Below are 26728 nucleotides of genomic sequence, written 5' to 3' on the forward strand. Positions count from 1 at the left end.
CGACCGCACTGCCTGTATTCATGTACGAGGGACCACAACCCCTGTCTGTCCCTGGTATTTGCCATTGCGATCCCTGTAGGAGGTTTCGCACACTTCGTCGGCACCCAGAAACAGCATCTGCGCCACGCCTTCGTTGGCATATATCTTGGCGGGCAGCGGCGTTGTATTGGAAAACTCCAGCGTCACATGGCCTTCCCACTCGGGCTCCAGCGGCGTGACGTTGACGATAATCCCGCAGCGGGCATAGGTACTCTTGCCCAGGCAGATGGTGAGCACGTCGCGGGGAATACGGAAATATTCAACCGTACGCGCCAGCGCAAAGGAGTTGGGCGGAATAATGCAAACATCGGACTTCACATCAACAAAACTGCCGGCATCGAAGTCCTTGGGATCAACAATGGTCGAGTTTATGTTGGTGAAGATCTTGAATTCATCGGCGCAGCGCACGTCGTAGCCGTAGCTCGAAGTGCCATAGGAGACGATCGCCCCGCGGTCGGTATGACGCACCTGACCGGGCTCGAACGGTGTAATCATCTCGCACTCTTGCGCCTGACGGCGAATCCAGCGATCGGATTTAATTCCCATAGGTTGTCCGTATGTCGTGAAATCTGAATGGCGCGACATTCTACCGGTTTGAGGACCGGCTGAACAGGCCAGTGTGAAGCAAGGCTGCGGGTTACATGGTGCTGTAACCCGCCCTTTCCCCGCGCCGCTGGCGAGAATCAGTCGTTCTGAACGGAGATATTGGGGAAGGCGGGACCCTGAGTCGCGTTGCGCTGCGCAATTTTTCCAGCCACACGCCGGGCAATGGCCAGATACGTCTGAGTGGCATGCCCCTCGGGATCCGCCACCACCGTGGGCTTGCCGGCATCCGTCTGTTCGCGAATCTGCAGCGACAGCGGCAAGGCACCAAGCAGCTCGGTATCGTACTGCGCAGCAATGCGGGCACCACCACCGGCACCAAATACAGACTCCTCATGGCCGCAGTTGCTGCAGACGTGGGTGCTCATGTTTTCCACCACACCCAGCACGGCAATGTCGACCTTGCGGAACATTTCAATGCCCTTCTTGGCGTCCAGTAGCGCAATATCCTGTGGCGTGGTGACCACCACGGATCCGGTGACAGGAACCTTCTGGGACAGTGTCAGCTGAATGTCGCCGGTACCAGGCGGCATGTCGATGAACAGATAATCCAGGTCATCCCACAGCGTCTGCGTCAGCAGCTGCTGCAGAGCACCGCTGACCATGGGACCGCGCCAGACCATGGGCGTGTTTTCGTCGATCAGATACGCCATCGACATGGTCTGCAGACCCTGCGCGATAATCGGTTTGAAGTATTTTTCCTTATCCGTCTCCGGATGCACACCCGGCGCCACGCCCACCATCAGACCCAGACTCGGGCCGTAGATGTCGGCATCCAGAACGCCCACCCGGGCACCTGCCCGGGCCATCGCCAGGGCCAGATTCACCGTTGTGGTGGACTTGCCCACCCCGCCCTTGCCGGACGCCACGGCGATGATATTGCGCACGCCATCAAGGTTAGGCAGATTTCGCTGGGCCTGATGCGGCTCGATCTTTTGCAGGATCTCAACTTCGGCATTCAAACCGGTTTCATTCTTGATCAGCTGCGCAAGTTCACCGCTCAGCACAGTGGCGATATCGGCACAGGGGTACCCCAGCGTCAGGGTTACGGCGATACGATCGCCGTCTTCGCGAACAGAACTGATGGCACCGGCACTGACCAGGTCCGTACCCAGATAGGGATCCTGGTGCTGACTCAAAACGGCTTCGATGCGCGCGCGGGATTGCTGCATGGGGGATTGGGCTCCTGTCGCCTTGCGGCGGCCAAATAGTTTATCGAACACGATGCTATATCCTACTCTTTTGCTCAGGAATTATTCACGTTTTACGCGCTGCCGTCCAGCCGACATCGGACCAATTCCGAATAAAAGGAGCGTCTACGCACAGCTCACCACTGCATTGCCGGCCTCTTCACTGAGCTGCTGAGCACAGGCCCGGGCGGCGCCAAAATCACGCTTTCCACTGCCCAGCAGGGGGATCTCGTCCACGGCATAAATCTCGGATGGCCGCATCATCGGCGTCACCGTCTCGCTCAACCGGCTACGAACCTGCTCGGGCTTTAACTGGGCACCCGCCATCAGCAGCACCACACGTTCGCCCTTGCGGGCATCGGGCAGCGCCACCGCCAGCAGTGCGCATTCGGTACTGTCCAGGCCCGCCGCCACCGCATCCTCCACCGCCTGCAGGCTGATCATCTCGCCGCCAATCTTGGCAAAGCGCGCATAGCGATCCAGAATACTGAGAAAACCTTCCTCATCCAGCCGGCCCTTGTCTCCGGTGTTATACCAGCGCAGACCATCCCGCTCGATAATGGCTTGGGCTGTGCGCTGCGGATCATTCAGGTAGCCGCGCATGATCTGGGTACCACCGATCAGCACCAGCCCCGCCTCGCCGGTGGGCAGCTCATCCAGGGTTACCGGATTCACGATGCGCACCGTGGAACCCGGCAGGGCCAGGCCGACAGTGCCCGCCCGCGTGCCGGTCTGCACGGTCCACCAGCTTGTATCCAGATGATTCGGCAGGTTAACCGTGGCCACAGGCGTCGTTTCGGTGCACCCGTACCCCTCCAGCACGGGTACATGGAAACGCGCCTCGAAGGCTTCATGTACGGCGGGATCCAGCCGTTCAGCGCCGGCCACCATCAGGCGCAGCGACTGAAACATCAGCGGATGCAGTTTTTTATTGCGCAGATAGAGCCGCATGAAGGTTGAGGTTCCACACATCAGGGTGGCTCTGAAACGCGCCACGCCCTTGCCAATGTTGACTGCATCGGTGGGATCCGGATGACAGACGACAGGTATGCCCTCGATCAGTGGCAACAGGCAGGTAACCGTCAGCCCGAAGGCATGAAACAGGGGCAGGGTTGCCATCCAGCAGTCATCGTCACGTACATTGAGTACATCACCGATCTGTTTGATATTGGAAAGAATATTCCGATGACTCAGCATGACGCCCTTGGGCGCCCCCTCGCTACCGGAGGAAAACAGTATGGCCGCCGTGTCATCAACCCGGGCATGCCTGCACAACCAGCCCTGTAACAGCATCACCGGCAGTACTTTCACAGCCACCAGCATGGCCAGGGCTTCAAACGTGCCAATCGACGCTTTCAGGTCCTCCATGTACAGCACGGTACGCCCGACAAACAACGCCTGAGTATCAATACCCCGGGACTCCAGGCGCACCAGAAACTGGCGCGACGTGACAATCGTTTCCAGTGCGGCCCGGTCGGCGGCCGCCAGCAGCGCCTGGGGCGACGCCGTGAAATTCAGGTTGACCAGTGTTTTTCCCGCCATCAGCGCCGCCATATTGGCGATCGCACCGGCACTGGATGTCGGCAGCAGCAACCCAATATTGGCGCCACCTGTACGCCGGAAACGCCGACTGAACAGCCCACAGGCACAGAGCAGGCGCGAATAACTCATCGGCGCGCCCCGCACGTCGCTGATCGCCCACTCCGCCGGCGCCTGGCGCGCCGTGCGGATAAAGGCCCTGGGCAGGGTCTCCAGCGTATCGGTATAGGAGTTCCAGGTATGGATCGACAGCTCGAATACACGCTTTTTAACCTGCTCGGCCGTACTGTGCAGTGGCATCGGCGCGCCAAAAGCGACAATAAGATCCCGTTTGAGTCCCTGACGGCGGCTGGCCTGCAAACGACTGCTGGAGCGCGAAAAGCGACTGCCCCATAAACCACGCAGATAAAACGGCACTATAACGGCCCCCACATCCTCGGCGAGGCTTTCACAGGCGTGCTGAAAGCCTTTCTTGAAGCTCCCCAGCTGACCGGTGTGACTGATGGAGCCCTCGGGAAACAGGCAGACTACCTTGCCGGCCTGCAGCAGTTCAGTAACCCGTGCCAGGGCCGCGCGGCTGTTACCGCCGGAAATCGGTATCACACCAAACAGGTCGAGGAAGCGACGCAGATACCAGCGTTCGTAAATGCTGCGCTCCATAACAAAGTGCACGTGGCGCGGGCAGGCCATCTGAACCATGGCCCAGTCGAGCCAGCTGATATGGTTACCCAGCAGCAACGTGCCACGCCCATCCTCGGGTATATGTTCAAACCCCAGCACCTGCAGCCGATACTTGCGCTTGAGCACCATGGCTACCATCAGGCGAATCAGCGCTTCTGGCAACGTGATAATGGCGAACAGGGCACCGGCCACTGCCAGTATCGCCAGGCCATACAGCAACCAAAGACCGGAAATACCCGCAGACGCACACAGCACGGTCAGGCCAAGAAAACTCAGCATGGCCACATTCTGAATAAAATTGTTGCCTGCCAGAATGCGCCCGCTGTCGTGTCGATCGGCATTGAACTGGATCAGTGCATTGAGTGGAATGATCATCAGGGCGCCAAACAGGCCAATCATGAGAAACAGCACTGCCGAGAAACCCAGTGAGGCGGCGTGCGGCAGCAACACCAGCCCCAGCGCAACACCCGCTGCACCCAGGGGTATGAGGCCGGTATTGATATGGTGGCGCGACAACCGCCCCGCCAGCATGGAACCGACCATAATGCCGATGCCGGCCAGCGCCATGGTGCCCTGGATCACAAAGGTGTTCTGCTCCCCGAGCGACGCCTTGGCAAAGGCCGGAAAGACCGCCAGCATCACCTGACTGATCGACCAGAACAGCGCCAGCCCGATGATCGACAGCCAGATGGGCCTGATTCTGGCGATATGGGACAGATTGGTCGCCAGGGTGCGACCACGCCGATAGGCAGACCAGTCAAACTGCAGGCTTCGATCGGTGTTCGTCAGCGCCGGCAAGCGGTGCGCCAGTACCGTTTCCAACACGGCACCCGCCACCAGAAACCAGCCCAGCGGGGCAATGTGCTGCACCACCCGTGCGGGATCCTGCGGCAACTGCAACAGATCAGCCAGGCGCATTTCAAACAGCAGCGAGAACACCATGATGCCCGACAGGATCGCCACCATGGTGGCCGCCTGAATCCAGCCATTGCCTTCGCTCAGACGGCTGGTGCCCACCAACTCGCGGATATAGCCGTACTTTGACGGAGAATAAAAGGCACTTTGCAGCGCCAGCACGAACGTGAGCGCGAACGCGGCAACAAACCAGCCCTGGTAGTAACACAGGGTGATGAGCAGCGTCACCAGAACCGCGCCCCAGGCGGAAAAGCGCATGACACGATGCTTGGGATATTTGTCCGAAATAAAGCCCGCCGGCGTAAACAGCATAATAAAAGGAAGCAGAATCAGCCCATTGACGATAGCGGTGAGCAGTATTTGCTGCTGACCGTCGAAGGTCTTGAAAAGGGTATTCTGAATAATGATTTTATGGCCGAGATCGACAAAGGCATTGATAAAGGCCACCGACACGAAGGCCAGAAAGCCGCGCAGCTTGAAAAGTTCACTCATGCCCTGCTCTCCCTGTTCAGACCCCAGCCATCGAGGTGATAATCCACCAGCGTAATCAGCATCTGCTCCTGTTTCCCCTCTGGCGGCAAAAACAGCTTGCCGCGCAACTGCAATACCGCCACCCCGTGCACGCCACACCAGAGCGTACGGGCCGTTAGCGCCAGTTCCGTGGCCGACGCATCGGGCACGAGTTCAGCCAGGCGGCGCTCAATCTGCAAAAACAGCCGTTCGATCGAATCATTTAGCCAGGCCGGCACCTGCAGCGTCTCGGGCGTACGATGCTCAAACAGCAGACTCCAGCGCTCGGGCCAGCGGGCTGCAAACGCGACATAGCACAGCGCATAGGCCTTAAGTGCCTCACGCGGCGACTTGTCACCCAGCGCATCCAGCTGCGCCAGCAACATGGCCAGGGTGCGCGCATTGAGCTGCCAGCACAGATCATCGAAGTTGTTGAATACGGAATAGAGTGATGCCGCGGAGTATCCGATATCGGCCGCGATACGACGCGTGCTCAGCAACGCCGCACCCTGCTTGTCGAGCAGGCGCTCAGCGGCGCTCAGCGCCAGTTCGGTAAGTGCTTCACGGGAATGCTCTCGGCGCCGGGCCATTGAATGCCTCCGCTGATCCGTCATTTATTGAACACTGTTTATTAATTCACGGAAGATTACTAAACAGTGTTCAGAATGTAAACCCCGCACCTGTGAACCCGCTGCACGGTACAGCGGCCGTGTTTGACGCAGATGGCGGCATAAGGCAACGGTAATTGAATAATCGACGCTTGATTTTAGGAGTTAAAACCCTGTATTTTTTGCCGAACCCTTCCATAATAGGCGACAGGCATTTTCGCCCCTCGCTGATACCCAATAAAACCGGACATTGATGAGCAATGACAATATAACCGAGTGGCTCATGTCACTCAGCATGGAAGAACTTCTCGACCTCGATTTCAAGCTGAAGGCGGAAATCAGGCTCATGGCACAGGAAAAGGCCGCAGAACAAGAGCGCATCGAACAGGCTCGACTGGAGCAATTGCGCCTGGACAAAGAGCGTCAGGAACGCCAGGAACAGGCTCGATTGGAGCAATTGCGCCTGGACAAGGAGCGTCAGGAACGCCAGGAACAGGAAGCCCAGCAAAGGGCCAAGGCCATGCCGGGCCCTCGCCCGCTTCCCACCAATCTCTATGCAAGTGTCGATCAGCTGGCGGCCAACCAGGGCCTGGATATCAGCGGCCTGATGAATGAAATTGCCCGCAAGGCAGCGCAGGCGCAGAAGCCCAAAACCAAGCCCAAAACCGGCTCTGGCAACAGCTCGGGAAATGGCCGGCGCTAGTCCTCTTGCTCAACATGAGCTTTTAGAGCGCCAACGCGACCTGCGTATTCGGCCAACCCGGTGAGAACCGTTTGCCGGCACGAATGACTGACACGAACGCGGGTATTTTAAAACGAAAAAACCGCCGTTCCACGAGGAACGACGGGGCGCAAAACCGTATTTTCAGTTTTCAGATGCCGGGTTACGAGCCCCGGGTGCCAGGCACCGCCGCATAGGCGACCACTTCGACCAGCATCTCTTCGCGCGCCAGGCCCGCAATCACCATCGCTGCCCGGTTGGGATAAGGAGCTTCAAAGTACTGCGCGTAGATCTGGTTGAACACCGGCAAAAAATCTCGATCCGTCACATAGATCAGCACCTGGGTCACATCCTGCATGCCAAGGCCGGCCGCCTCAATGGTATGTTTCAGGTTATCCATCGTCTGGCGGCTCTGCGCTTCGATACCACCCTCGACAACCTGACCCGCCCTATCGATGGGAATCTGTGCGGTATAGAGGGTTCCGTTACCGATCACTGCCCATTCCAGCGGCGCCTTGGAGGCATACAAGTCGGTTTTGACAATCTGTTTCATAGGCCCTGGGCCTCCCAAGTCGGTGTTTCAAAAATGCATTCAGAAGGCGGCAAGCAACGACGTGAATGGCCGCCTGCACCCGTGTTTAATCGATCAATTTTTGTTCTCGCGCCATCTGACGGGCGATTTTTGGCGCCGTCCACAGTGATGGCAGCAATACCAGGGACACCGGCACAGCGGTCACCACAATAAAAGACTGCAGTGCCGAAATGCCGCCCGAACCGATCGAAATCAGCAGCGCCGCCACGACACCCATCATGATGCCCCAAAACACCCGCACCGCACTTTGCGGATGGTCCGTGCCGGTCATGACCATGGAAACCGCGTAGGTCATGGAGTCACCGGTGGTGGCGACAAAAATGATGGTCAGGATCAGGAACAGCACCGAGATAATGAACCCCATGGGCAACTGTTCGGTGATCGCCAGCAATGCCGCCGGCAGGTTGAAACCGGTGAAGGGCTCTGAAATGACTCCCGGATTGGCCAGCTCGAACGCCAGCCCGCTGCCACCCACAATGGTGAACCAGAAGCAGGTGATCACCGGCGCCACGACAGAGATCAGCAGCACCAGCTCACGGATGGTACGGCCACGGGAGATGCGCGCAACGAACATGGCCATCAGCGGACCGTAGCCCAGGAACCAGCCCCAGAAGAATACCGTCCACCAATCGAGCCAGCCCGGATCAGCACGGAAGGTTGCCATCGGAATGAACTTGTCCAGGTAGATGCCAAACGCCTGCAGGAAGCCATCGAATATGAACGCCGTCGGTCCGAAGACAAGGATGAAGGCCATCAGAATCACCGCCAGAATCACGTTGGCCCGACTGAGTATCTGAATACCTCGCGTCACGCCGCTGACCGCGGACAGCGTGTAGATCACCATCAAGGCCACCAGAATAGTCACCTGAGTGCTGTAGGTATCCGGGATACCGAACAGTTTTTCCAGCCCGAAGCTGACCTGCAGACCGAGGAAGCCGATAGGCCCCACAGTGCCTGCCACTACCGCCAGCACGCAGCAGGCGTCAACGAAGGTACCCAAAGGCCCTTTCATCACGTAATCACCGAACACCGGATACAGCAGGGTGCGCGGCTTAAGCGGCAGGCCCTTCTCATAGTGCAGGTACATGTAGACGATGCCGGTCAGACTGCCGAGGATCGCCCAGGCCAGGAAGCCCCAGTGCATAAAGCTCTGGGCCAGCGCATTGTACGCAGCCTGTGCGGTACCGCTTTCGTTGCCGGCGTCGGCAAACAGCGGTGGCGGCGACGTGAAGTGCGCCATCGGCTCGGCCGCGGCCCAGAACACGCCACCACCCGCCAGCAGGGTGCACATGATGATGCAGATCCACTTGAAGGTGGAGATCTCCGGTACCCTGATGCCGCCGAGGACTACCGCACCGGTGCGACCGATCGCCAGACACAGACCGATGACAAAGGTCAGCAGCAGCAGAACCTGCCAGTAGGCACCGAACATCCTGGTCGAAGCCGCAAAGGCGCTGTTGACCCAGCCCGACATCAGCTCGATGTCATAGAGGGCAAAGATGACGAACAGCAGCAGCGCGCCGCCACTGAGAAAAAACACCGGCAGATCGACATCTGCCAGCAGTTTGTACTTGGGGAGCGGCATATCGACGTTCGCCACCGGGGCCTGATTGTTGTTATTCATGCTAGCCTCCTGAGAGATTCCCGTTACGGGAAAGGGTCACTTTTTCAGTCGGTTTCAGCCGCGCGGCTGCAACCCCTGATCCAGAAAATTGAGCCAGTTGAGCCCCATGATCCGCGCCACATCCTCGGCGCCGAAACCGCGCCTGAGCAGGCCGGCGGTAATGTTGGGGAAGTCGCGGCTATCGCGGAACCAGGACAGTGGCTTGGGCCACTGCGAATTGGCGGCGGAGCCTTCGCCATAGTCCATGACCTTGGACCAGCGCCCGTTACGCATCCATTCCAGCACCGACAACGGCTGGTCCTGACACAGATCGGTGCCAATGCCGATCTGCTCGACACCCATGATGTCGGCGGTGCGTGCGACCATGTCGCAGAAATCGTCCAGCGTGCAGTCCGAGCCGTTCCTGAGGTGGAACGGGTACAGGCTGAAACCCAGCAGACCACCGGATTCGCCCAGTGCCTGCAGTACCTTGTCGGACTTGTTGCGCTTGGCGGCGTGGAAGAAATCCGGATTGGCGTGGGAGATCACGATCGGGCGCTGCGAGTACTCGATGGCCTCGAGGGTGCTGCGCTCGGCGCTGTGGGACATGTCCACAATCATGCCGACGCGGTTCATCTCGCCGACCACCTGCCTGCCGAAGCGGGTCAGGCCACTGTCGTCCGACTCATAGCAGCCGGTCGCCAGCAGGCTCTGGTTGTTGTAGGTCAGCTGCATGATCATGAGATTCAGTTCGCGAAACACTTCGATCAGGGCTATTTCATCCTCGATCGGCGAACAGTTCTGGGCACCAAATATAATCCCGACCTTGCCCAGTTCCTTGGCACGACGGATATCGCCGGCATGGCGCACCGGCATGATCAGGTCGCCGTGCTGCTCGAAACGCCGATTCCACTCACCCAGGCGGGTCAGGGTTTCGCGGGCGTTTTCGTGGTACACAACGGTGACATGCACCGCGGTCACACCGCCTTCTTGCAGCTGTTCAAAAATGCCGCGATCCCAGTGCGAGTACTGCAGACCGTCGATCACTATCAGTTCGTTATGCATCGGTTGGCCCCCGTAGAGACAGGTAATTAAGGGCGAGCGAACGCCAGGCGCCGAGCTGTGGGACACAGCGGCGCCCGGCTCACTGCGCGATCAGGCGCGAATGTAGGTGGTTTTGACCACGGTGTAGAACTCACGGGCGTAGCTGCCCTGCTCCCGCGGACCGAAGCTGGAGTTCTTGCGACCGCCGAAAGGCACGTGGTAATCGGTGCCGGCAGTCGGCAGGTTGACCATCACACAGCCGGTCTTGGCGCGGCGTTTGAATTCGCTGGCGTACTTCAGCGACTGGGTCATGATGCCAGCAGTGAGACCAAAATCAGTATCATTAAGAGTCGCCAGGGCTTCCTCGAAATCCTTCACCTTGATCACGCAGGCCAGCGGCGCAAAGGCCTCTTCACGGTTGACGGTCATTGCATTGGTGCTGTCGACGAACAGCGCCGGCTGCATGTAATAGCCATCGGTGGACGCCTGGATACGCTCGCCACCAAACACCAGGCGGGCACCTTCCTGTTTGGCCAGTTCAACGTAACGCAGGTTCTGTTCCAGCTGACGGGCATCAGCCACGGCACCGATATGCATGCCGTCCTCCAGCGGGTTGCCGACGCGAATCTTTTTCAGGCGCTCGATCACGGCGTCGACAAAGCGGTCATGAATGCCCTCGGTGACGATCAGGCGCGACGACGCTGTGCACTTCTGCCCGGTGCCGAAGAAGGCACCGCTGACCGCACATTCCACCGCCTGCTCAAGATCGGCATCATCCAGCACCACCAGCGCATTCTTGGAGCCCATTTCCAGCTGGCACTTGACCAGGTTCACCGCGGTGGCGGCGGCCACCTTGCGACCGGTTTCCAGCGACCCGGTGAACGTCAGTGCATTGATGCGCTTGGAGTGGATCAGCGTATCGCCGACCGCCGCACCCGGCCCCATAACCAGGTTAAAGGTGCCCGCGGGCAGCCCCTGACGCGAGATGATCTCGGTCAGTGCCCAGGCACTGGCCGGCACCTGGTTGGCCGGTTTGAAGACAACCGCGTTACCAAAGGCCAGCGCTGGCGCAATTTTCCAGGCGCCAGTGGCCACCGGGAAGTTCCAGGGCGTAATGATGCCCACCACACCCACCGGCTCGCGACGGGTTTCTATTTCCACGCCAGGGCGGACCGAGTCGGCGGTTTCACCCATCTGACGCAGCACTTCGGCCGCGTAATAGTGGAAGAACTGACCGGAGCGGTAGACCTCACCCACGCCTTCGGCCAGCGTCTTGCCTTCTTCACGGCACAGCAGGCGGCCCAGCTCGTCCTTGCGCGCAATCAGCTCGTCGCCGATCGACATCAGCACCGAATAGCGCTGTTCCAGACCGCTCTGCGCCCAGGCTTCCTGGCCACGAACGGCGGCTTCAATCGCCTGCTCGGTCTGAGCGGCATCGGCCTGCGCATAGTGTCCGACCAGATCGCTGATATCGGACGGGCTGATATTGGCAACGGTTGAGTGTCCTTCAACCCAGTTGCCGTCGATGTAGTTACGATAAATTGCGTCAGACATAAGCACCTCCTATTCGTTGCTTGCATACTAGAATGGGCCACTTAATAATAAAAATTAATAGTAAATATTGCCTGATAAGGAGAACTTATTATGCTGGCCGAACTTAAGATTGCACAGCTGCGTCATTTTGTCTGGGTCGCCGAGCTGAAAGGTTTCCACGCCGCTGCCGCAAAGGCTCACCGAACCCAGCCTGCCATTTCGCTGTCGATACGGGACCTGGAAAACAAGCTGGGTGAAGGCCTGTTCGAAAAGCGCAATGCCAAGACCGCCAAGACCGAACTCACGCCCTTCGGGCTGCACTTTCTGCCCCAGGCCAAGGAGCTGATCGCCCACCACGACCGTATCGCCGAAGACATGGCGCTGCTGGTGCAGCACAAAACCGGGCATCTTCGCCTGGCGGTGGTGCCGTCTGTCGCCAGCCGCATGCTGCCCAGTATTCTGCAGCGCTTCATGGCCAACACGCCGGACCTGCACCTGAGCATCTTTGATGCAAGCTCCGATACCGTGCTGGAAATGGTGGAAAGCAGGCAGGTGGATTTTGGCATCGCCAGCCTGTGGGAGGCCCAGAGCGACAAGACCTTTATACCGGTGTGGGAAGACCGCGTCGGTGTGGTCTGTCACCGCGACCATCCGCTGGCCGGCGAAACCCACCTCAACTGGAAGCAGCTGCGCGGCCACCGCCAGATCAGCAACGGTACCACCCGCCTGCTGGCCAACAGTGACGCCGAAGAACTGATCGACAGTGCCCAGTTCTACATCTCCAACATGATCTCGCTGATCGCCATGCTCGACGTCGATATGGGCATCACCACGCTGCCCTGGTTCGCCTTCCCCCAGGACAACCCCAACCTGAAGTTCATTCCCCTGGCCGACCCCGAAGTGGTGCGCCAGATCGGCATCCTCAGCCAGGCCCATCGTTCGCTGACGCCGCCGGCCCAGGCACTGGTGGATTTCATTCTCACGACCGAGGGAAAGCTGGCACCGCCAGAGAGACAGCAGTAAGAGACATGCCCGAGCGCTGGCAACCCGGCCTTACAATAAGTAAGGCTCGACATTATCCCGATCCACATTTGAAAACCTTATCAAATGATTGAACGAACTGATTTGTACAGCCATCGGAAACGGATGAGTATTCACTCATAACCTGAACGGGTATTAACACCGCCACCGAACCTGCCGGGCACCCGCCTGGCACACAGGCCCATCCGTCCAATCGAGGGCCTATATTTTAGCTGTACGAGGATAACAACAATGATCAATCCTGCTGTCATCCAGGCCGAACTCAAGGGCCCCGGCGCACTCGCCCTCAGACCCGCCAGCCAGGTCATGGATCTCGAGCGCCTTGGCAGCCTGCATCAGAGCCGCCTGAGCTTTATGCGCACCCTGGTGCGACGCATCATGCGCGAGCGCTGGAGTATCGACGCCGTGCGCCTGGAGCTGGACTCTGACGGATATGGCACCGTGGTTTATCGCATCCAAACACCCACCAGCCTCTACAGTTTTGTGCTCTTCTCCAGCTATCTGGCCCCGGAAGATCGTAACGATCGCGTCATCGCCACCCAGTGGGATCTGACCATGGCGCTGTGCGAAGGCGAGGTCGATGATGCCTACGTTGAGCAGCTGCGCCAGAACGTGCCCAAACAGGAAGCCGGCCGCGTCGATGCCCGCGTGTTTGTACTCTCCAGGGCCAATCGCAGCGCCCGCAACTTCGACTATGTGGTCGATCAACTGGCCAAAGGCAAACAGCCGGACGTAAAACGCATCACCCAGGTGGGCTATCTGTACCGTACCACTGCGGTCTATGGCAGCGGCAAGCTGGGCATGGCCGACTGGCAGAAGGTGGCGGCCAGGCACAGTGATTTTGCCAGACCCTTTGCCGCCGAAATGTTTACCTGCTTCATGCTGCGCAACTTCAGCCTGACCCAAGCCGAGCACATCGCCAGAGCCCGAGCACCCGAACAGGCAGTAGCCATGCAGCCGCAGATCAAACGCTATTTCGGTATCGGCAATTCCACCGGCCTTGGCATGGCGCCCTATCTGATCAACCATCCGCTGCTGATCAACCGCTGGATCGAAATGCGGGAACTCGCCCTGGCCCGTATTCGCACCTTTGGCGTGCCCGGTCCCGAGCGCCTGACCCGCTTCAAGGCACTGGCGGTACGGGCGCATCAGCACACTCGGGAAATCGTCACTGAGGATGACTGGCAGACAGGCAAGAATGGAGAGGTCGTCGCAGATCTGGCGGCCCTGCAACACTACCTGGGCGAACATGAACCTCGCGACTGGAACAGCCTGATCGCCTGGGCCGAACAACACTGCAGCCTGCAGGGACAGGAGATGGTCAACTCCATTCTCTTCGAGGTCTATCCTGATCTGGTGGACGAACTGGAGGACCACACCGGCGTCACCGAACATCAGGACCTGGCACCCGGCATGTCGGTAGCCGAGCTCCGGGCACTGATTGAAGAGCGCTACCGCTGGGCGCTGGACATCGACTTCGAGGCCCCGCGCGCCACCGAAACATTCTGGTACCGGTCACAGGAAAAACAGGAACCGCGTCTGGGCGGCAGCGAACTCGATTGCGGCCGAGCCAGGCAGATGCCATTGGGCATTGGCCTGCAGGTGGCCCAGTGTTACCGCAGCCTGTGCGACTATGCCGCCCAGTATCCGGAGCACAGCTGCGCCTACTTCCTGTTCCAGAAACCGGAGTATCGCGGCATCGTGCGGCGCATCCAGAGCCTGCGGCACTGTGTCTATGGCGACATTCAGGCCAACCTGCTGGATCAGGATGTACTGCCCATGCATCTGCTGCGCTGCAAGCTGGCGTTCTTTGGCGTCAGCAAGTTCGACCCCCGCTCCCGCCTGTGGGTGCGCAACACCATGTTCCAGGGTGCACCCCTGCTGGATGATATCGGTCAGCCGTTTGACGATGACTGGTTCCTGCCCCTGACGCCAGCCATCGACACCGAGGAAACCCGCTGATGCGTATTTCACTGAACGAACTGAACGCGACCCTGAAGCGCTCCTTCGAGGGCATGGGCTACTTCGTTGGCACCTATGAAGACGCCGCCCAGATGGTAAGCTGGCTGGAAATGCATTCAGAACAGGGTTTTAGCGAACTCGAGCGCGCCCTGCCTTACGTCAACGATGACGACAAGGCTGCTGTTGAGCTGTTGTTTGAGGATGCCAGTTCCGCCATCGTCGACTGCCATGGCCGCAGCGCCCTCAACAGCCTGGCACTGGTGCTGGACCTGGCCCATGCCAAGGCGCTCAAGGCCGGTATAGCGACCCTCAAGGTGCAGCACTGCCACAACCGCAAGTTCATCCTAAAGCTTCTGGCAGACTGCGGTCGTCGCGGTATCAGCATGATGGCCTACTGGCAGAACGGCACTCAACCCGCGACCGAACATGTCGCCAGCATCGGCGCAGGCGAGCGCTATCCGCGCTATAGCGAAGCGGTGCTCAAAACCGGCAGCCGCACGCTGGAAAAACAGACCATGACGCTGATCTGCAGCGACCGGGTCAACATCGCGGCTCAGCTCATGTCCAGCCCCGATGATCGGGTCAGCTGGCGCACCGTAGAACCCGATGCCTTTGCTGCCACTGGACGTGCCACCCTGGAAAGCGGTATCGAGATCAGCGAAGTCCTGTGGCAGACCCTCAACCAGCTGGGCGAAAAGGTGCTGGTCGAAAATACCGAACAGTCCCGTCGAGGAGCCGGCGGGCGATAGACTGGCACCGTCCCTGTGGCCCATGCGAAAGTCCAGACTGGCTGACACGTCTGCCAGTCGGCGGGTCTATAATGCGGCTCTCCCTGCACGCCTTGTCGGCTGCAGCACCAACTCCGCATCACCGGCAAGGGACCTGCAATGATCTACAGCCTCTGGGATTTACTGGCCCTGGTCATTGTCACCGCGGGCATTGCATTGCAGGGCGTGGTGGGTATCGGCTTTGGCCTGGTCGCTGCGCCCCTGCTGTTTCTGATCGACCCGCTCTATATCCCGGTGTCGCTCATCATCCTGGGTGCCTTGCTGTCCGGCTACATGGTGGCGCGCGGCCGGCAGCATCTTTCATGGCGTCGCCTGATGCCGGCACTGATCGCCCGGGTGCCGGGCTCCTGGCTGGGGGCGCTGCTGCTGGCATCGGTATCCCCGGCAGTACTGAGCCTGATTCTCGGCAGCACTTTGCTGCTGTCGGTCGCACTCAGCTGGCGCAATAGCATCCGCATCAGCATGTCGACGCGTTCACTGTCCGTTGCCGGATTTTTATCCGGTCTGATCGGTACTGCAACCTCGGTGGGCGGCCCCCCCATGGCGCTGGTGTACCAGGAGTCCAATGTGCTGACGGCACGCAGCGAGCTGGCGGCATTTTTCCTGGCGGGCCTGCCCATTACCCTGGCCATGCTGGCATTCACCGGCAGCCTGCCGCTGGCATCCCTGCTGCTGACACTGAAGATGGTGCCGGGCCTGATTGCCGGCGTGTTTGTTGCACGACGCATCGACCATCACATCGACAAGCGCAGCGCCAAACCCCTGCTGCTGTCGATCTCGCTGTTCGGTGCGATCATGGTGCTGGTACAGGGCATCCGCCTGCTCTGAGGCGCTGCCCGTGGCCAGCGGCAGGAAACCTGAATTACCGGCGCGTGAGGTACACGCCGCATTCCAGATGGTGCGTGTAGGGGAACTGATCGAAGATCGCAAAACGCTCGATGCGATGGCTTTGCGTCAGGGTCGCGAGATTGTCCTTCAGGGTCTCGGGATTGCAGGAAATGTAGACGATATGCTGATACTCGCTGACCTGCGCCACGGTATCGGCGTCCAATCCGGAGCGCGGCGGATCCACCAGCACCGTGGTGAAATTGCAGCTGGCCAGGTCAAGATGAGCCGTGCGGCGGGCTTCGCGCTCGCCCTTGAGCACCTGGGAAAAATCCTCCGATGACATTCGCACAACATCAATATTGTCGATACCGTTCTCGGCGATATTGAATTCGGCCGCGCGTACCGACACCTTGGCAATCTCAGTCGCAACCACACGGCCAAAATTCTGTGCCAGCGGTAGTGTAAAGTTACCATTGCCGCAGTAAAGCTCCACAAGATCACCACCGGCCCCATCGGTCACATCCAGCGCCCAGCCGATCATCGAACGGCAGACCTCGGCATTGGGCTGGGTAAAGCAGTTCTCCACCTGCTTGTAGCGATACTCGCGACCATTGATATTCAGCCGCTCAATCACGTGGTCACGCCCCAGCTCTTTTTTACTCTTGCGCGAACGTCCAATGATTTCGATGTCAAACTGCTCGGCCAGCGCCCGGGCCGCCGTTTCCCACTCGTCCTCGATGGGGCGGTGATACAGCAGCGTCACCAGCAGGTCACCGGACAGAGTGCTGAGAAAATCGATCTGGAACAGGCGAAAACGCAGGGCGGGATCAGCCTTGATCACCTCCAGCATCGGGAACATGACATCGTGGATACGGCGCGACACCATGGGACAGTGATCAACACGCACCGGCTGGCGCTTGTTGCCGGGCTCAAACATCACATAGTAAAGATCATCCCCATCGTGCCAGACCCGAAATTCAGCCCGCATCCGGTAATGCTCCGGTGGCGACGGGAAAACCTCAACCTGCGGCAGCGCGAAGGAAGAGAAGTCCTCGCGCACGGCGTCACACTTCTCGGCCAGAAGCGCCTGGTAGAGGGTCGGGTCAACGTTGGGTAATGCCATCAGGGTAGTATCCGGGATCTGTCGGGAAAGCGCGGCATTCTATCAGCCCCGCCGCCGCCATCAAAGCGCCTCAAGCATGGCTATGCAGCGCCACTGCGTACTGCCTGACGACGGCCGATCATTGCCAGAAAACGGCCACCATCGTTAGCGAGAGACCGGGCCGGGTTCGAGCTTGAGCCGGTACTCGTTGGCCATCATCTGCCAGCGCGACAGATTCTTCGCGATCCCCAGGCGCTCCAGATAGGATTCCGACAACTTGCACGAGAGGTCGGCACCGGGGCCGTTGACCAGGGCAGGCAGGAGCGCGTCGGCCAGATGCACCGCAGTCAAGGGCTCAAAACGGCTACTGGGGGATGCGGCCGGAAAATGGTGCAGCAGCACGGCCTCGACCACGCTGAACGGCAAATTCCACATTCCCAGCAGATAGGCTGCGGCTTCGGCATGGGTGAGCCCCAGGCGCATTTTCTCCATGGCATACATGGGCTGCCCCAGACGCACGGCTTCACCCATCAGGGTCTGATAAGCCTCCGGGTCCTTGTTGGCCAATACCGAAATGCCAAAATCGTGCAGCAGGCCGGCCAGAAAGGCCTGCCCCTGCTGATTGCGATCCAGTCCTGCATCCGCACCCAGCTGCTGCGCCAGACGGGCGACCAGCATGGAACGCTGATGTAGCTTGGAGAAGGAGAACGCCGTCCAGGTATCGCGCTGCCGGAAACGGCTGAACAGGTGCGTGGCCAGCAACAGATCACGGATCATGCGTACACCGATAATGGTCACCGCCTCATCGATACGGCTGATCTGGCGGCGCAGGCCGAACAGGGCCGAATTGACCAGCTGCATGATCTTGGCGGCAATGGCCGGATCCTGCTCAATAATACTGGCAATGTTTTTGGCATCGGCCACGTCGGAATTCAAGGCTTCATTCAGCTCACGATAAACCGTTGGCAAGGTGGGCAGTCGCCCCAGACCACTGATGTAATCCCGAATGGCTGACTTGTTAACCAGACCTTCAATCTTCAGCGCATATTCGATGGCAGCGCAAATCTCGACACCACTGGCGGTGTCAGGCAGCGTCTGGTGGGCCACTTCCAGCGCCCGCGCGGAACTGGCCGGTGTAAGGTGTCCGCTGATCAGTATACGCAAGATCCCCGGACGCTCGTCAGCCACCTTTTTCAGCAACCCCAGCGCCCTGTATGGCTGCTGATGAGCCACGACGACCAACACCTGGCAGTCGTAGTATTTCATCCGCGTCTGGACCTCACCCTCGTCATCCAGACAAAGTACATCCCAGCCCGCATGCTTGCCCACTTCATGAGCCGCCCCGCGATGGCTGAGCTTGGAATCACAGAACAGAATTCTGCAGGTTTGATCGCGGCCTGTTGGCGGGCTCATTCAACATCCTTATAGGTGCACAGTGATGCACTCTTTTTAGCCGGAAAAACATGCTTTGTCGACCGCGGATCGGTTCATATACAGCGCCAAAAAGCGTAGAATCCGACAACTTTGTTTCAGTCTACCAGGTTCCATTAGCCGACTTATGACCCAGAATCCGCGCAAGATCCTCGTTACCAGTGCCCTGCCTTATGCCAACGGCCCCATTCATCTGGGCCATTTGGTGGAATACATCCAGACCGATATCTGGGTGCGCTTCCAGAAGCAGCGCGGCCATCAGTGCACCTATGTGTGTGCGGATGATGCACATGGTACCCCCATCATGCTCAAGGCCGATCAGCTGGGCATCAGCCCTGAAGAACTGATCGCCCAGGTCAGTACCGAACATCAGCGCGACTTCGCGGGCTTCATGGTGGGTTTTGACAACTACTATTCCACCCACTCGCCCGAAAACCGCGACTTCGCGGCATTGATCTACCAGCGCCTCAACGACGCCGGTCACATCGCCCGCCGCACGATCACCCAGGCCTATGACCCCGAAAAGCAGATGTTCCTGCCGGATCGTTTCGTCAAGGGCGAGTGCCCCAAATGCGGTGCGGCCGATCAGTACGGTGACTCCTGCGAAGCCTGTGGCGCCACCTACAGCCCAGTCGAACTGAAGAACGCCTATTCGGCCATCTCCGGTGCAAAACCGGTCGAGAAGGACTCTGAACACTTCTTCTTCAAGCTCGGCGATTTTGAACAGTTCCTGCGCACCTGGGTCGACAAGCACGTGCAAGAGCAGATGATTCACAAACTCAACGAGTGGTTTGAATCGGGCCTGCAGCAGTGGGACATCTCCCGCGATGCGCCGTACTGGGGCTTCGAAATTCCCGATGCGCCCGGCAAGTACTTCTACGTCTGGCTGGACGCCCCCATTGGCTACATGGCCAGCTTCAAGAACTGGTGCGAGAAAAACAACGTCGACTTTGACGACTACTGGGGCGCGTCCTCCGACGCCGAGCTGTACCACTTCATCGGCAAGGACATCGCCTACTTCCACACCCTGTTTTGGCCAGCCATGCTCGAAGGCGCGGGCTTTCGCAAGCCCAACGGCGTATTCTGCCACGGTTTTCTGACCGTCAACGGGCAGAAGATGTCCAAGTCCCGCGGCACCTTCATCATGGCCGAAAGCTACCTCAAGCATTTGCGCCCCGAATACCTGCGCTACTACTTTGCCGCCAAGCTGGGTTCCGGTATCGACGATATCGACCTGAGCCTGGATGATTTCCGCATGCGTGTGAATGCCGACCTGGTCAACAAGGTGGTGAACATTGCGTCACGCTGTGCCGGCTTTATCGCCAAGAAATTCGACGGCCAGCTTGGCGCCAGCCTGGTTCAGCCCGAGCTCTATAATGATGCTGTCAAAATGGGCGAAACCATCGCTCAGGCCTACGAGCAACGCGAATACGCCCGTGCCATGCGCGAAATCATGCATATCGCCGACAAGGCCAACCAGTATATTGATGCCGCCGAACCCTGGGTGCTGGCAAAACAGCCAGAACGGGCACAGGAGGTTCAGGACAGCTGCACCCTGGGAATCAACCTGTTCCGCGTTATCCTCAGCTACCTGGCACCGATTCTGCCCCAGGTCGCCGACGAGGCCGCCACGTTCCTGAACATCGACGGCTTCGCCTGGGATGACATCCAGACCCCACTGCTGAACCACCGCATTAACAAGTTCAAGCCGCTGATGCAGCGCGTTGAGCCCGATGCCATCGACAAAATGGTTGAAGACTCCAAGCAGTCGATACCGGCCCCCGCGCCGGCTACACCGGCCGCACCGGCTGCGCAAAGCCCGCTGGCGGCAGAGCCCGTGGCGGACACCATCGAGTTCCCTGATTTTGCCAAGGTTGACCTGCGCATTGCCAGAATCGCCAGGGCTGAGCATGTTGAGGGCGCCGACAAGTTGCTGCGACTGACCCTGGATCTGGGCGGGGAAACCCGCAATGTGTTCGCCGGCATCAAGTCTGCCTACGCACCGGAACAGCTCGAAGGCAAGCTTACCGTCATGGTCGCGAACCTGGCACCGCGCAAGATGAAGTTTGGTGTCTCCGAAGGCATGGTGCTGGCCGCCGGGCCCGGTGGCCAGGATCTGTGGATTCTGGAACCCCACGAAGGCGCCCAGCCCGGCATGCGAATCAAGTAAGACTCATCGCGCTTGCCCTGTGATTAGCTGAATTGCAGGGCAAGCGCGTGGCTCGATGCCATCAATGACGTTCCCATCCCCCGCAGCCCTGCCTGCTGCCCTCTGCCGTATTCATCCAGTCTTCGACCACAACGAAAACCCACGATAGCCCCAAGATCACTCCAGGTCTGCCACACGACAGAGGGCCTACAATTGCGCCGGCAACCTGATCATGGGCCTAACCCGCTCTGTTGACGGGCAGTTCATCCGCGCCTTCTCTACTGCCGGGCCCCACCCGTGAGCGGTCACCTGTTCGACACATTTTCATCACATGATTCGGCTGCACGCACACTGCAGCCACCGGCCGGCTCCTTAACGGATATAAATACAGAACTTTCTTTATTAGCAAAAACTAATATAATGGTTTTTTTACGCCACCGGAGCCACGCCCATGACCGCCTCGATTACCACTCTTTCTGCCCAGGATTTTGCTCAACGATGCCATACCGAGGCCTGCACAGTGCTTGATGTTCGCAGCGGCAACGAATATCGCCAGCAGAATATCCCCGGCAGCCTGCACATTCCGCTGCACGACCTGCAAAAGGAAGCTGACCGTATAGCACAGCTGGCACCGTCCCAAACACTCTATTTACTATGCCAAAGCGGTGCACGCGCGCAGGCCGCTGCCGAGCAGTTAAGCAAGCAGTGCCCTAATCCGCTGGTCATCATCGAAGGCGGCCTGAACGCATTGCAACAGCACACTGCCCAGCAGCAACCGGCAAGCGGCATCAGCCTGGAGCGACAGGTACGCATCGCCGCCGGCAGCCTGATACTGCTGGGGGTTCTGCTGGGCACTGCGGTGACGCCGGTGGGCTATGCCCTGTCCGCATTCGTCGGCGCCGGGCTAATCTTTGCCGGTGCAACAAACCGGTGCGCGCTCGGCCTGCTGATGGCCCGTATGCCCTGGAACCGATAGGCCCGCACAGGCTATGCCCGATCACAGCCGCGCATCGCCGCAACGCGGCGCAACCGGTGCCGCATGCGTGATGCGCCTGTCGTCCTTCACATGAACCGCCCTTAGCCCGGGACCGCGGCTCGACCGTCACCACGACAGCAGAATAGCGCGGTACTTTGCTGAAACAGCCGTGGTGACTGGCACGCCAGTATCACCATATTTCGCATGGATATTCTAATCAGGAGACACTGCACGGGGCACTTGGGTCTTTGCCGTAAGTCATTGTACAGGCAAAAAAAGATGGTCTATCGTTAGGTTGTTTCATCTGTGCGTCTCGTTACAGTGGCGTCTGAAAGGGCTCAGAATCCTGTCGAGACAGCAAGTTGAAGTTGTGGCACGTCAATTGCTTTTATTTCCAATTAGAGCGCTCACATCGACCAGCGCATACCCGTCCACCGAATAGAATAAAAATTACATTTCATATCTCAGGAGAACCATTCCATGATGAAAAAAGCTCTCGCGACAGCCATTGTGATGTCAACCGCCATCTCTGGCCTGGCTGCAGCGGAAGGTACGCTGGAAGCAGTCAAGGCACGCGGCGTATTACATTGTGGCGTTACCAGCGGCGTGCCGGGTTTTTCCGTACCGGATGAACAGGGCAACTGGAAAGGGCTCGATGTCGATGTGTGTCGCAGTGTCGCCGCAGCAACACTGGGCGATGCCACCAAGGTGAAATACATCCCCCTCACCGCCAAGGAGCGTTTCACCGCGCTGCAGTCCGGCGAGATCGACGTACTCTCCCGCGTTACCACCTGGACCCAGACGCGCGATACCCAGCTGGGCCTGAACTTCACCGGCGTGACCTACTACGACGGCCAGGGCTTCCTGGTTAAAAAGGACCTGGGCCTGACCAGCGTCAAGGAGCTGGATGGCGCCACCGTCTGTGTGCAGTCCGGGACCACCACCGAACTCAACCTGTCCGATTACTTCCGCGCCAACGGCATCACCTTTACGCCGGTGGTGTTCGATACCAATGAACAGGCGGCCAGCAGCTTCGATACCGGCCGTTGCGACTCCTTCACCACCGACCTGTCCCAGGCCTATGGTCTGCGCACCCGCATGAGTGATCCTGATGCCGTGGTTGCGCTGCCTGAAGTCATCTCCAAGGAGCCCCTGGGTCCTGTCGTGCGCCAGGGTGACGATCAGTGGTTCAACATCGTCAAATGGTCACTCTTTGCCATGCTCAACGCCGAGGAGCTGGGTGTCACTTCAGCCAACGCCGACGAAATGAAATCCAGCGAAAACCCCAACATCAAGCGTCTGCTGGGTGTTGATGGCCCCAAGGGCAAGGGCCTGGATATCGCCGATGACTGGTCTTACCAGATCATCAAGCAGGTGGGCAATTACGCTGAATCCTTTGACCGCAACGTCGGCAAGGACTCGGCGCTGAAAATAGACCGTGGCATCAACGCCCTCTGGAACCAGGGAGGCTTCCAGTACGCACCACCGATGCGTTAAACCCGCAGACGAGCCGTGCCTGCGGGCCAGGCACGCAAGGTCACTGGCGCTCAAGGGCGCCAGTCGTTAACAAATATCGGTCCCAGAGCCCGTTGGTGTCGTGATACAGCGTAATGCCAGCGGGGCTCCCACGGAGGACACTATGTCCGAAGACACACCCAAGGCCGACAAGCCGGGCAGCTCGCGCGCCCCCAGCAGCGAAACCCGCTTCTGGAACGACCCCGCCAAGCGCGCGCTGATCTTCCAGGCCTTACTGATCGGCATTATTGGCTTTTTCCTCTTTTCCATCGTCAGCAACACCCTGAACAACCTTGAAACCCGCGGCATCACCACCGGCTTTGGCTTTCTGACTGATGAAGCCGGCTTCAGCATTCCCCTTTCCCTGATCGATTACACCGCCGCCGACAGCTACGGCCGTACCTTCATCGTTGGCTTGCTCAACACCATTCTGGTATCAGTACTGGGTATTATCGCGGCAACCCTGCTGGGATTCGTGATGGGGGTTGCGCGCCTCTCCGACAACTGGATGATCGCCAAGCTATCGACCATCTATATCGAAATCTTTCGCAACATACCGCTGCTGCTACAGATGTTTTTCTGGTACTTCGCGGTACTGCGCTCACTACCCTCCCCTCGCCAGAGCATCGAGTTCCTTGGCAGCTTTCTGAACGTACGCGGCTTGTCCGTACCACGCCCGGTGGCGGAAGAGGGTCTGGGCATGGTGTTCTGGGCCTTTGTTGTCGCCATCGTGCTGAGCTTGATACTGGTGCGCTGGGCGCACCGGCGCCAGGATGCGACCGGGCAGATCTTTCCCAGCGGCTGGGCCAGCACCGGCCTGATTCTGGGGCTGCCGCTGCTGACCTTCGTTATCATGGGCGCACCCTTGTCACTGGACGCGCCGCAATTGCGGGGCTTCAACTTCACCGGTGGCATGACGCTGATGCCCGAGCTGGTTGCACTCTGGCTGGCGCTGACCATCTACACCTCGACCTTTATCGCCGAAACGGTACGTGGCGGCATCCTGGCGGTTCCCAAGGGGCAGCTCGAAGCAGCCTCGGCGCTGGGTCTGCCCAAGACACGCACCCTGCGCCTGATCGTGATCCCCCAGGCCATGCGGGTCATTATCCCACCACTCACCAGCCAGTACCTGAACCTGACCAAGAACTCGTCCCTGGCCACCGCCATCGGCTACCCCGATCTGGTATCCGTATTCGCCGGCACGACGCTGAACCAGACCGGTCAGGCCATTGAGGTTATTTCCATGACCATGGCGGTCTACCTGACGCTGAGTCTGCTCACCTCGCTGTTCATGAACTGGTACAACAAGCGCATGGCGCTGGTTGAACGCTAGCCAATTGCCGGAGAGCTTCCCTTTATGAAATATGCTATCGAAGCTGCGCTGCCCCCACCGCCCAATACCGTTGGCGTACTGGGCTGGATGCGGCGCCATCTGTTCAACGGCCCGCTCAACTCGGTGGCCACGCTGGTCATCGGATTCCTGGCCGTTTACTGGCTGATACCGGTCGTGCAATGGATGCTCATCGACGCCGACTGGGTCGGCGAGAGCCGCGAAGCCTGTACCAGCGGCGGCGCCTGCTGGGTGTTCATTTCAACGCGCCTGGATCAGTTCCTCTATGGTTTCTATCCATCGGGGGAATACTGGCGCCTGAATCTGTCCTTTATCATGCTGGCAATCCTGACTGCCTGGCTGATGCTACCCAACATGCCGTTCAAGGGCTGGGCATCCTTTCTCACCCTGGTGATCTACCCGATCGTCACCTTCTACTTGCTCACAGGCGGCGCCTTCGACATGCCCGCGGTGGATACCCACCTGTGGGGCGGCTTCAGTCTGAACCTCATACTGGCCGTCATTGGTATTGTTGCCGCCTTGCCATTCGGCATTCTGCTGGCACTGGGCCGACGTTCGGAGATGCCAATCGTGCGTTCACTGTCGGTGGTCTATATCGAGATCTGGCGCGGCGTACCGCTCATTACGGTACTCTTCATGGCCTCGGTCATGCTGCCGCTGTTCTTTCCCGAAGACATCTCGTTCGACAAACTGCTGCGGGCCATGATCGGCATTATCCTGTTCCAGTCGGCCTATATGGCGGAAGTCGTGCGCGGCGGGCTGCAGGCGATCCCCAAGGGCCAGTACGAGGCCGCCGATGCTCTGGGCCTGAGCTACTGGAAGAAAATGATTATGATCATTCTGCCCCAGGCGCTGAAGATGATGATTCCCGGCATCGTCAACACCTTTATCGCCCTGTTCAAGGACACCAGCCTGGTGGTGATTATCGGTCTGTTTGACCTGCTGGCGATTGTTCAGGCGGCAAGCAACGACCCCGACTGGATCGGCTATGCCACCGAAGGCTATATCTTTATTGCCCTGATGTTCTGGATCTTCTGCTTTGGCATGTCCCGTTACAGCCAGCACCTCGAACGGCTGCTGCATACCGGTCATGGCGGCCGTAACTAATGTGTTTGGAGACTATTTACCATGACTGAGCCACAGATCAAGCAGGCAAACCTGGCCGTCGAGCTGCGCAACCTGAACAAGTGGTACGGCGATTTTCACGTTCTGAAAAACATTAACCTGCAGGTCCAGAAAGGCGAGCGCATTGTTATTTGCGGCCCTTCCGGCTCCGGCAAGTCGACCATGATTCGCTGCATCAACCGGCTTGAGGAGCACCAGCAGGGCGAGATCATCGTCAACGGCATTCATCTGACAGAGGACCTGAAAAAGATCGAGAATATCCGCCGCAACGTCGGCATGGTATTCCAGCACTTCAACCTGTTTCCCCACCTGACGGTACTGGAGAACTGCGTACTGGCGCCCATCTGGGTCAACAAGGAGTCTCGCAAGGACGCAGAAGCGAACGCCATGAAATACCTGGAACGCGTCCGCATCCCCGAGCAGGCCAAGAAGTATCCGGGCCAGCTCTCCGGCGGCCAGCAACAGCGTGTGGCCATTGCACGCAGTCTGTGCATGAACCCCGATGTCATGCTGTTCGATGAGCCCACCTCGGCGCTCGACCCGGAGATGATCAAGGAGGTACTGGACGTCATGATCGAGCTCGCCCAGGAAGGCATGACCATGCTGTGCGTGACTCACGAAATGGGCTTTGCCAAAACCGTGGCCAACCGGGTCATCTTCATGGATGCCGGGCAGATTATCGAAGAGAACAACCCCCATGAGTTCTTCGATCACCCGCAGCATGAAAGGACCCAGCTGTTCCTGAGCCAGATCCTGCAGCATTAAGCGATAAGAATCGGCTCATAAATAAGGTAGCGGGAGTGTTCGATAACCTTCGACAAGACGAAAGGACCCAGTTGCTCCCGAGCCAGATCCTGCAGCATTAAGCGATAAGAATCGGCC

General features: G+C 59.0%; 21 protein-coding genes. 11 read left to right on the forward strand and 10 right to left on the reverse strand.

The annotated features are described in order from the left end of the window. Window positions 1-18: 18 nt before the first annotated feature. The 4 genes from dcd to F451_RS0122265 form a co-directional block, all read right to left on the reverse strand. A complete protein-coding gene (dcd, locus tag F451_RS0122250) occupies window positions 19-585 on the reverse strand; it encodes a dCTP deaminase (RefSeq protein WP_020683630.1) in 567 nt (188 codons plus the stop codon). A gap of 137 nt (window positions 586-722) precedes the next feature. Then, entirely contained in the window at window positions 723-1814 is a 1092-nt protein-coding gene (gene apbC / locus F451_RS0122255; protein ID WP_020683631.1) for an iron-sulfur cluster carrier protein ApbC, read from the reverse strand. Window positions 1815-1958: 144 nt separating this feature from the next. Then, window positions 1959-5459: an acyl-[ACP]--phospholipid O-acyltransferase gene (locus tag F451_RS0122260; protein WP_020683632.1), complete on the reverse strand. Its 3501-nt coding sequence runs from the start codon at window positions 5457-5459 to the stop codon at window positions 1959-1961. Further along, the gene (locus tag F451_RS0122265) at window positions 5456-6067 is read right to left on the reverse strand and encodes a TetR/AcrR family transcriptional regulator (RefSeq protein WP_020683633.1); all 612 of its coding nucleotides are present in this window, start codon (window positions 6065-6067) and stop codon (window positions 5456-5458) included. The genes F451_RS0122260 and F451_RS0122265 overlap by 4 nt, the downstream gene beginning before the upstream one ends. 271 nt (window positions 6068-6338) lie before the next feature. On the opposite strand from F451_RS0122265, the gene F451_RS0122270 reads away from it, so the two are divergent. After that, entirely contained in the window at window positions 6339-6788 is a 450-nt protein-coding gene (locus tag F451_RS0122270) for a hypothetical protein (protein WP_020683634.1), read from the forward strand. 181 nt (window positions 6789-6969) lie between these two features. On the opposite strand, the gene F451_RS0122275 is transcribed toward F451_RS0122270, so the two are convergent. From F451_RS0122275 to F451_RS0122290, 4 genes are all read right to left on the reverse strand, one after another. Then, on the reverse strand, window positions 6970-7359 hold the full coding sequence (locus F451_RS0122275; RefSeq protein ID WP_020683635.1) for a RidA family protein: 390 nt from the start codon (window positions 7357-7359) through the stop codon (window positions 6970-6972). A gap of 85 nt (window positions 7360-7444) precedes the next feature. Further along, on the reverse strand, window positions 7445-9022 hold the full coding sequence (locus F451_RS0122280; RefSeq protein ID WP_020683636.1) for a BCCT family transporter: 1578 nt from the start codon (window positions 9020-9022) through the stop codon (window positions 7445-7447). 54 nt (window positions 9023-9076) lie between these two features. After that, window positions 9077-10066 (reverse strand): dipeptidase, encoded by a 990-nt coding sequence (locus tag F451_RS0122285; RefSeq protein ID WP_020683637.1) that lies wholly within the window; start codon window positions 10064-10066, stop codon window positions 9077-9079. 90 nt (window positions 10067-10156) lie between these two features. Beyond that, window positions 10157-11599 (reverse strand): aldehyde dehydrogenase family protein, encoded by a 1443-nt coding sequence (locus F451_RS0122290; RefSeq protein ID WP_020683638.1) that lies wholly within the window; start codon window positions 11597-11599, stop codon window positions 10157-10159. Between the two features lie 90 nt (window positions 11600-11689). Between F451_RS0122290 and F451_RS0122295 the strand changes: the two genes are divergently transcribed. The 4 genes from F451_RS0122295 (at window position 11690) to F451_RS0122310 (ending at window position 16197) form a co-directional block, all read left to right on the forward strand. Further along, window positions 11690-12601, forward strand: a complete 912-nt coding sequence (locus tag F451_RS0122295) for a LysR substrate-binding domain-containing protein (protein ID WP_020683639.1) — start codon at window positions 11690-11692, stop codon at window positions 12599-12601. Between the two features lie 249 nt (window positions 12602-12850). Further along, on the forward strand, window positions 12851-14581 hold the full coding sequence (locus tag F451_RS0122300; RefSeq protein WP_020683640.1) for a hypothetical protein: 1731 nt from the start codon (window positions 12851-12853) through the stop codon (window positions 14579-14581). Then, window positions 14581-15330: a DUF3726 domain-containing protein gene (locus F451_RS0122305; protein ID WP_020683641.1), complete on the forward strand. Its 750-nt coding sequence runs from the start codon at window positions 14581-14583 to the stop codon at window positions 15328-15330. Before F451_RS0122300 ends, F451_RS0122305 begins: the two co-directional genes overlap by 1 nt. Before the next feature lie 138 nt (window positions 15331-15468). Further along, window positions 15469-16197: a sulfite exporter TauE/SafE family protein gene (locus F451_RS0122310; RefSeq protein ID WP_020683642.1), complete on the forward strand. Its 729-nt coding sequence runs from the start codon at window positions 15469-15471 to the stop codon at window positions 16195-16197. A gap of 34 nt (window positions 16198-16231) precedes the next feature. On the opposite strand, the gene trmA is transcribed toward F451_RS0122310, so the two are convergent. Together trmA and F451_RS0122320 are read right to left on the reverse strand one after the other, a co-directional pair. Further along, window positions 16232-17320 (reverse strand): tRNA (uridine(54)-C5)-methyltransferase TrmA, encoded by a 1089-nt coding sequence (gene trmA, locus F451_RS0122315; protein ID WP_020683643.1) that lies wholly within the window; start codon window positions 17318-17320, stop codon window positions 16232-16234. Window positions 17321-17464: 144 nt separating this feature from the next. Further along, window positions 17465-18712 (reverse strand): HDOD domain-containing protein, encoded by a 1248-nt coding sequence (locus F451_RS0122320; RefSeq protein WP_020683644.1) that lies wholly within the window; start codon window positions 18710-18712, stop codon window positions 17465-17467. A gap of 145 nt (window positions 18713-18857) precedes the next feature. Here F451_RS0122320 and metG point away from each other — a divergent pair, with 145 nt between their 5' ends. From metG to F451_RS0122350, 6 genes are all read left to right on the forward strand, one after another. Beyond that, complete coding sequence (gene metG / locus F451_RS0122325; protein WP_020683645.1) at window positions 18858-20900, forward strand: methionine--tRNA ligase; 2043 nt, start codon at window positions 18858-18860, stop codon at window positions 20898-20900. Between the two features lie 430 nt (window positions 20901-21330). Beyond that, entirely contained in the window at window positions 21331-21855 is a 525-nt protein-coding gene (locus tag F451_RS0122330; protein ID WP_020683646.1) for a rhodanese-like domain-containing protein, read from the forward strand. A gap of 483 nt (window positions 21856-22338) precedes the next feature. Further along, the gene (locus tag F451_RS0122335) at window positions 22339-23352 is read left to right on the forward strand and encodes an amino acid ABC transporter substrate-binding protein (RefSeq protein ID WP_205624057.1); all 1014 of its coding nucleotides are present in this window, start codon (window positions 22339-22341) and stop codon (window positions 23350-23352) included. Window positions 23353-23494: 142 nt separating this feature from the next. Then, window positions 23495-24703 carry an amino acid ABC transporter permease gene (locus F451_RS0122340; RefSeq protein WP_020683648.1) on the forward strand — a complete coding sequence of 403 codons (1209 nt, stop codon included), beginning with the start codon at window positions 23495-23497 and terminating at the stop codon, window positions 24701-24703. A 24-nt stretch (window positions 24704-24727) separates the two neighbouring features. Further along, the gene (locus F451_RS0122345) at window positions 24728-25828 is read left to right on the forward strand and encodes an amino acid ABC transporter permease (protein ID WP_020683649.1); all 1101 of its coding nucleotides are present in this window, start codon (window positions 24728-24730) and stop codon (window positions 25826-25828) included. A 21-nt stretch (window positions 25829-25849) separates the two neighbouring features. Further along, window positions 25850-26611 (forward strand): amino acid ABC transporter ATP-binding protein, encoded by a 762-nt coding sequence (locus tag F451_RS0122350; RefSeq protein WP_020683650.1) that lies wholly within the window; start codon window positions 25850-25852, stop codon window positions 26609-26611. Window positions 26612-26728 lie beyond the last annotated feature (117 nt).

It is taken from the genome of Marinobacterium rhizophilum DSM 18822 (assembly GCF_000378045.1).
Classification (GTDB): domain Bacteria; phylum Pseudomonadota; class Gammaproteobacteria; order Pseudomonadales; family Balneatricaceae; genus Marinobacterium_A; species Marinobacterium_A rhizophilum.

Coding starts and splice junctions, on each gene's coding strand:
- F451_RS0122350 (WP_020683650.1), top strand. CDS start 25,850: ATGACTGAGCCACAGATCAAGCAGGCAAACCTGGCCGTCGAGCTGCGC.
- F451_RS0122305 (WP_020683641.1), top strand. CDS start 14,581: ATGCGTATTTCACTGAACGAACTGAACGCGACCCTGAAGCGCTCCTTC.
- F451_RS0122340 (WP_020683648.1), top strand. CDS start 23,495: ATGTCCGAAGACACACCCAAGGCCGACAAGCCGGGCAGCTCGCGCGCC.
- F451_RS0122280 (WP_020683636.1), bottom strand. CDS start 9,022: ATGAATAACAACAATCAGGCCCCGGTGGCGAACGTCGATATGCCGCTC.
- F451_RS0122260 (WP_020683632.1), bottom strand. CDS start 5,459: ATGAGTGAACTTTTCAAGCTGCGCGGCTTTCTGGCCTTCGTGTCGGTG.
- metG (WP_020683645.1), top strand. CDS start 18,858: ATGACCCAGAATCCGCGCAAGATCCTCGTTACCAGTGCCCTGCCTTAT.
- F451_RS0122290 (WP_020683638.1), bottom strand. CDS start 11,599: ATGTCTGACGCAATTTATCGTAACTACATCGACGGCAACTGGGTTGAA.
- F451_RS0122320 (WP_020683644.1), bottom strand. CDS start 18,712: ATGAGCCCGCCAACAGGCCGCGATCAAACCTGCAGAATTCTGTTCTGT.
- F451_RS0122345 (WP_020683649.1), top strand. CDS start 24,728: ATGAAATATGCTATCGAAGCTGCGCTGCCCCCACCGCCCAATACCGTT.
- F451_RS0122300 (WP_020683640.1), top strand. CDS start 12,851: ATGATCAATCCTGCTGTCATCCAGGCCGAACTCAAGGGCCCCGGCGCA.
- dcd (WP_020683630.1), bottom strand. CDS start 585: ATGGGAATTAAATCCGATCGCTGGATTCGCCGTCAGGCGCAAGAGTGC.
- F451_RS0122275 (WP_020683635.1), bottom strand. CDS start 7,359: ATGAAACAGATTGTCAAAACCGACTTGTATGCCTCCAAGGCGCCGCTG.
- F451_RS0122310 (WP_020683642.1), top strand. CDS start 15,469: ATGATCTACAGCCTCTGGGATTTACTGGCCCTGGTCATTGTCACCGCG.
- F451_RS0122330 (WP_020683646.1), top strand. CDS start 21,331: ATGACCGCCTCGATTACCACTCTTTCTGCCCAGGATTTTGCTCAACGA.
- trmA (WP_020683643.1), bottom strand. CDS start 17,320: ATGGCATTACCCAACGTTGACCCGACCCTCTACCAGGCGCTTCTGGCC.
- apbC (WP_020683631.1), bottom strand. CDS start 1,814: ATGCAGCAATCCCGCGCGCGCATCGAAGCCGTTTTGAGTCAGCACCAG.
- F451_RS0122270 (WP_020683634.1), top strand. CDS start 6,339: ATGAGCAATGACAATATAACCGAGTGGCTCATGTCACTCAGCATGGAA.
- F451_RS0122285 (WP_020683637.1), bottom strand. CDS start 10,066: ATGCATAACGAACTGATAGTGATCGACGGTCTGCAGTACTCGCACTGG.
- F451_RS0122265 (WP_020683633.1), bottom strand. CDS start 6,067: ATGGCCCGGCGCCGAGAGCATTCCCGTGAAGCACTTACCGAACTGGCG.
- F451_RS0122335 (WP_205624057.1), top strand. CDS start 22,339: ATGAAAAAAGCTCTCGCGACAGCCATTGTGATGTCAACCGCCATCTCT.
- F451_RS0122295 (WP_020683639.1), top strand. CDS start 11,690: ATGCTGGCCGAACTTAAGATTGCACAGCTGCGTCATTTTGTCTGGGTC.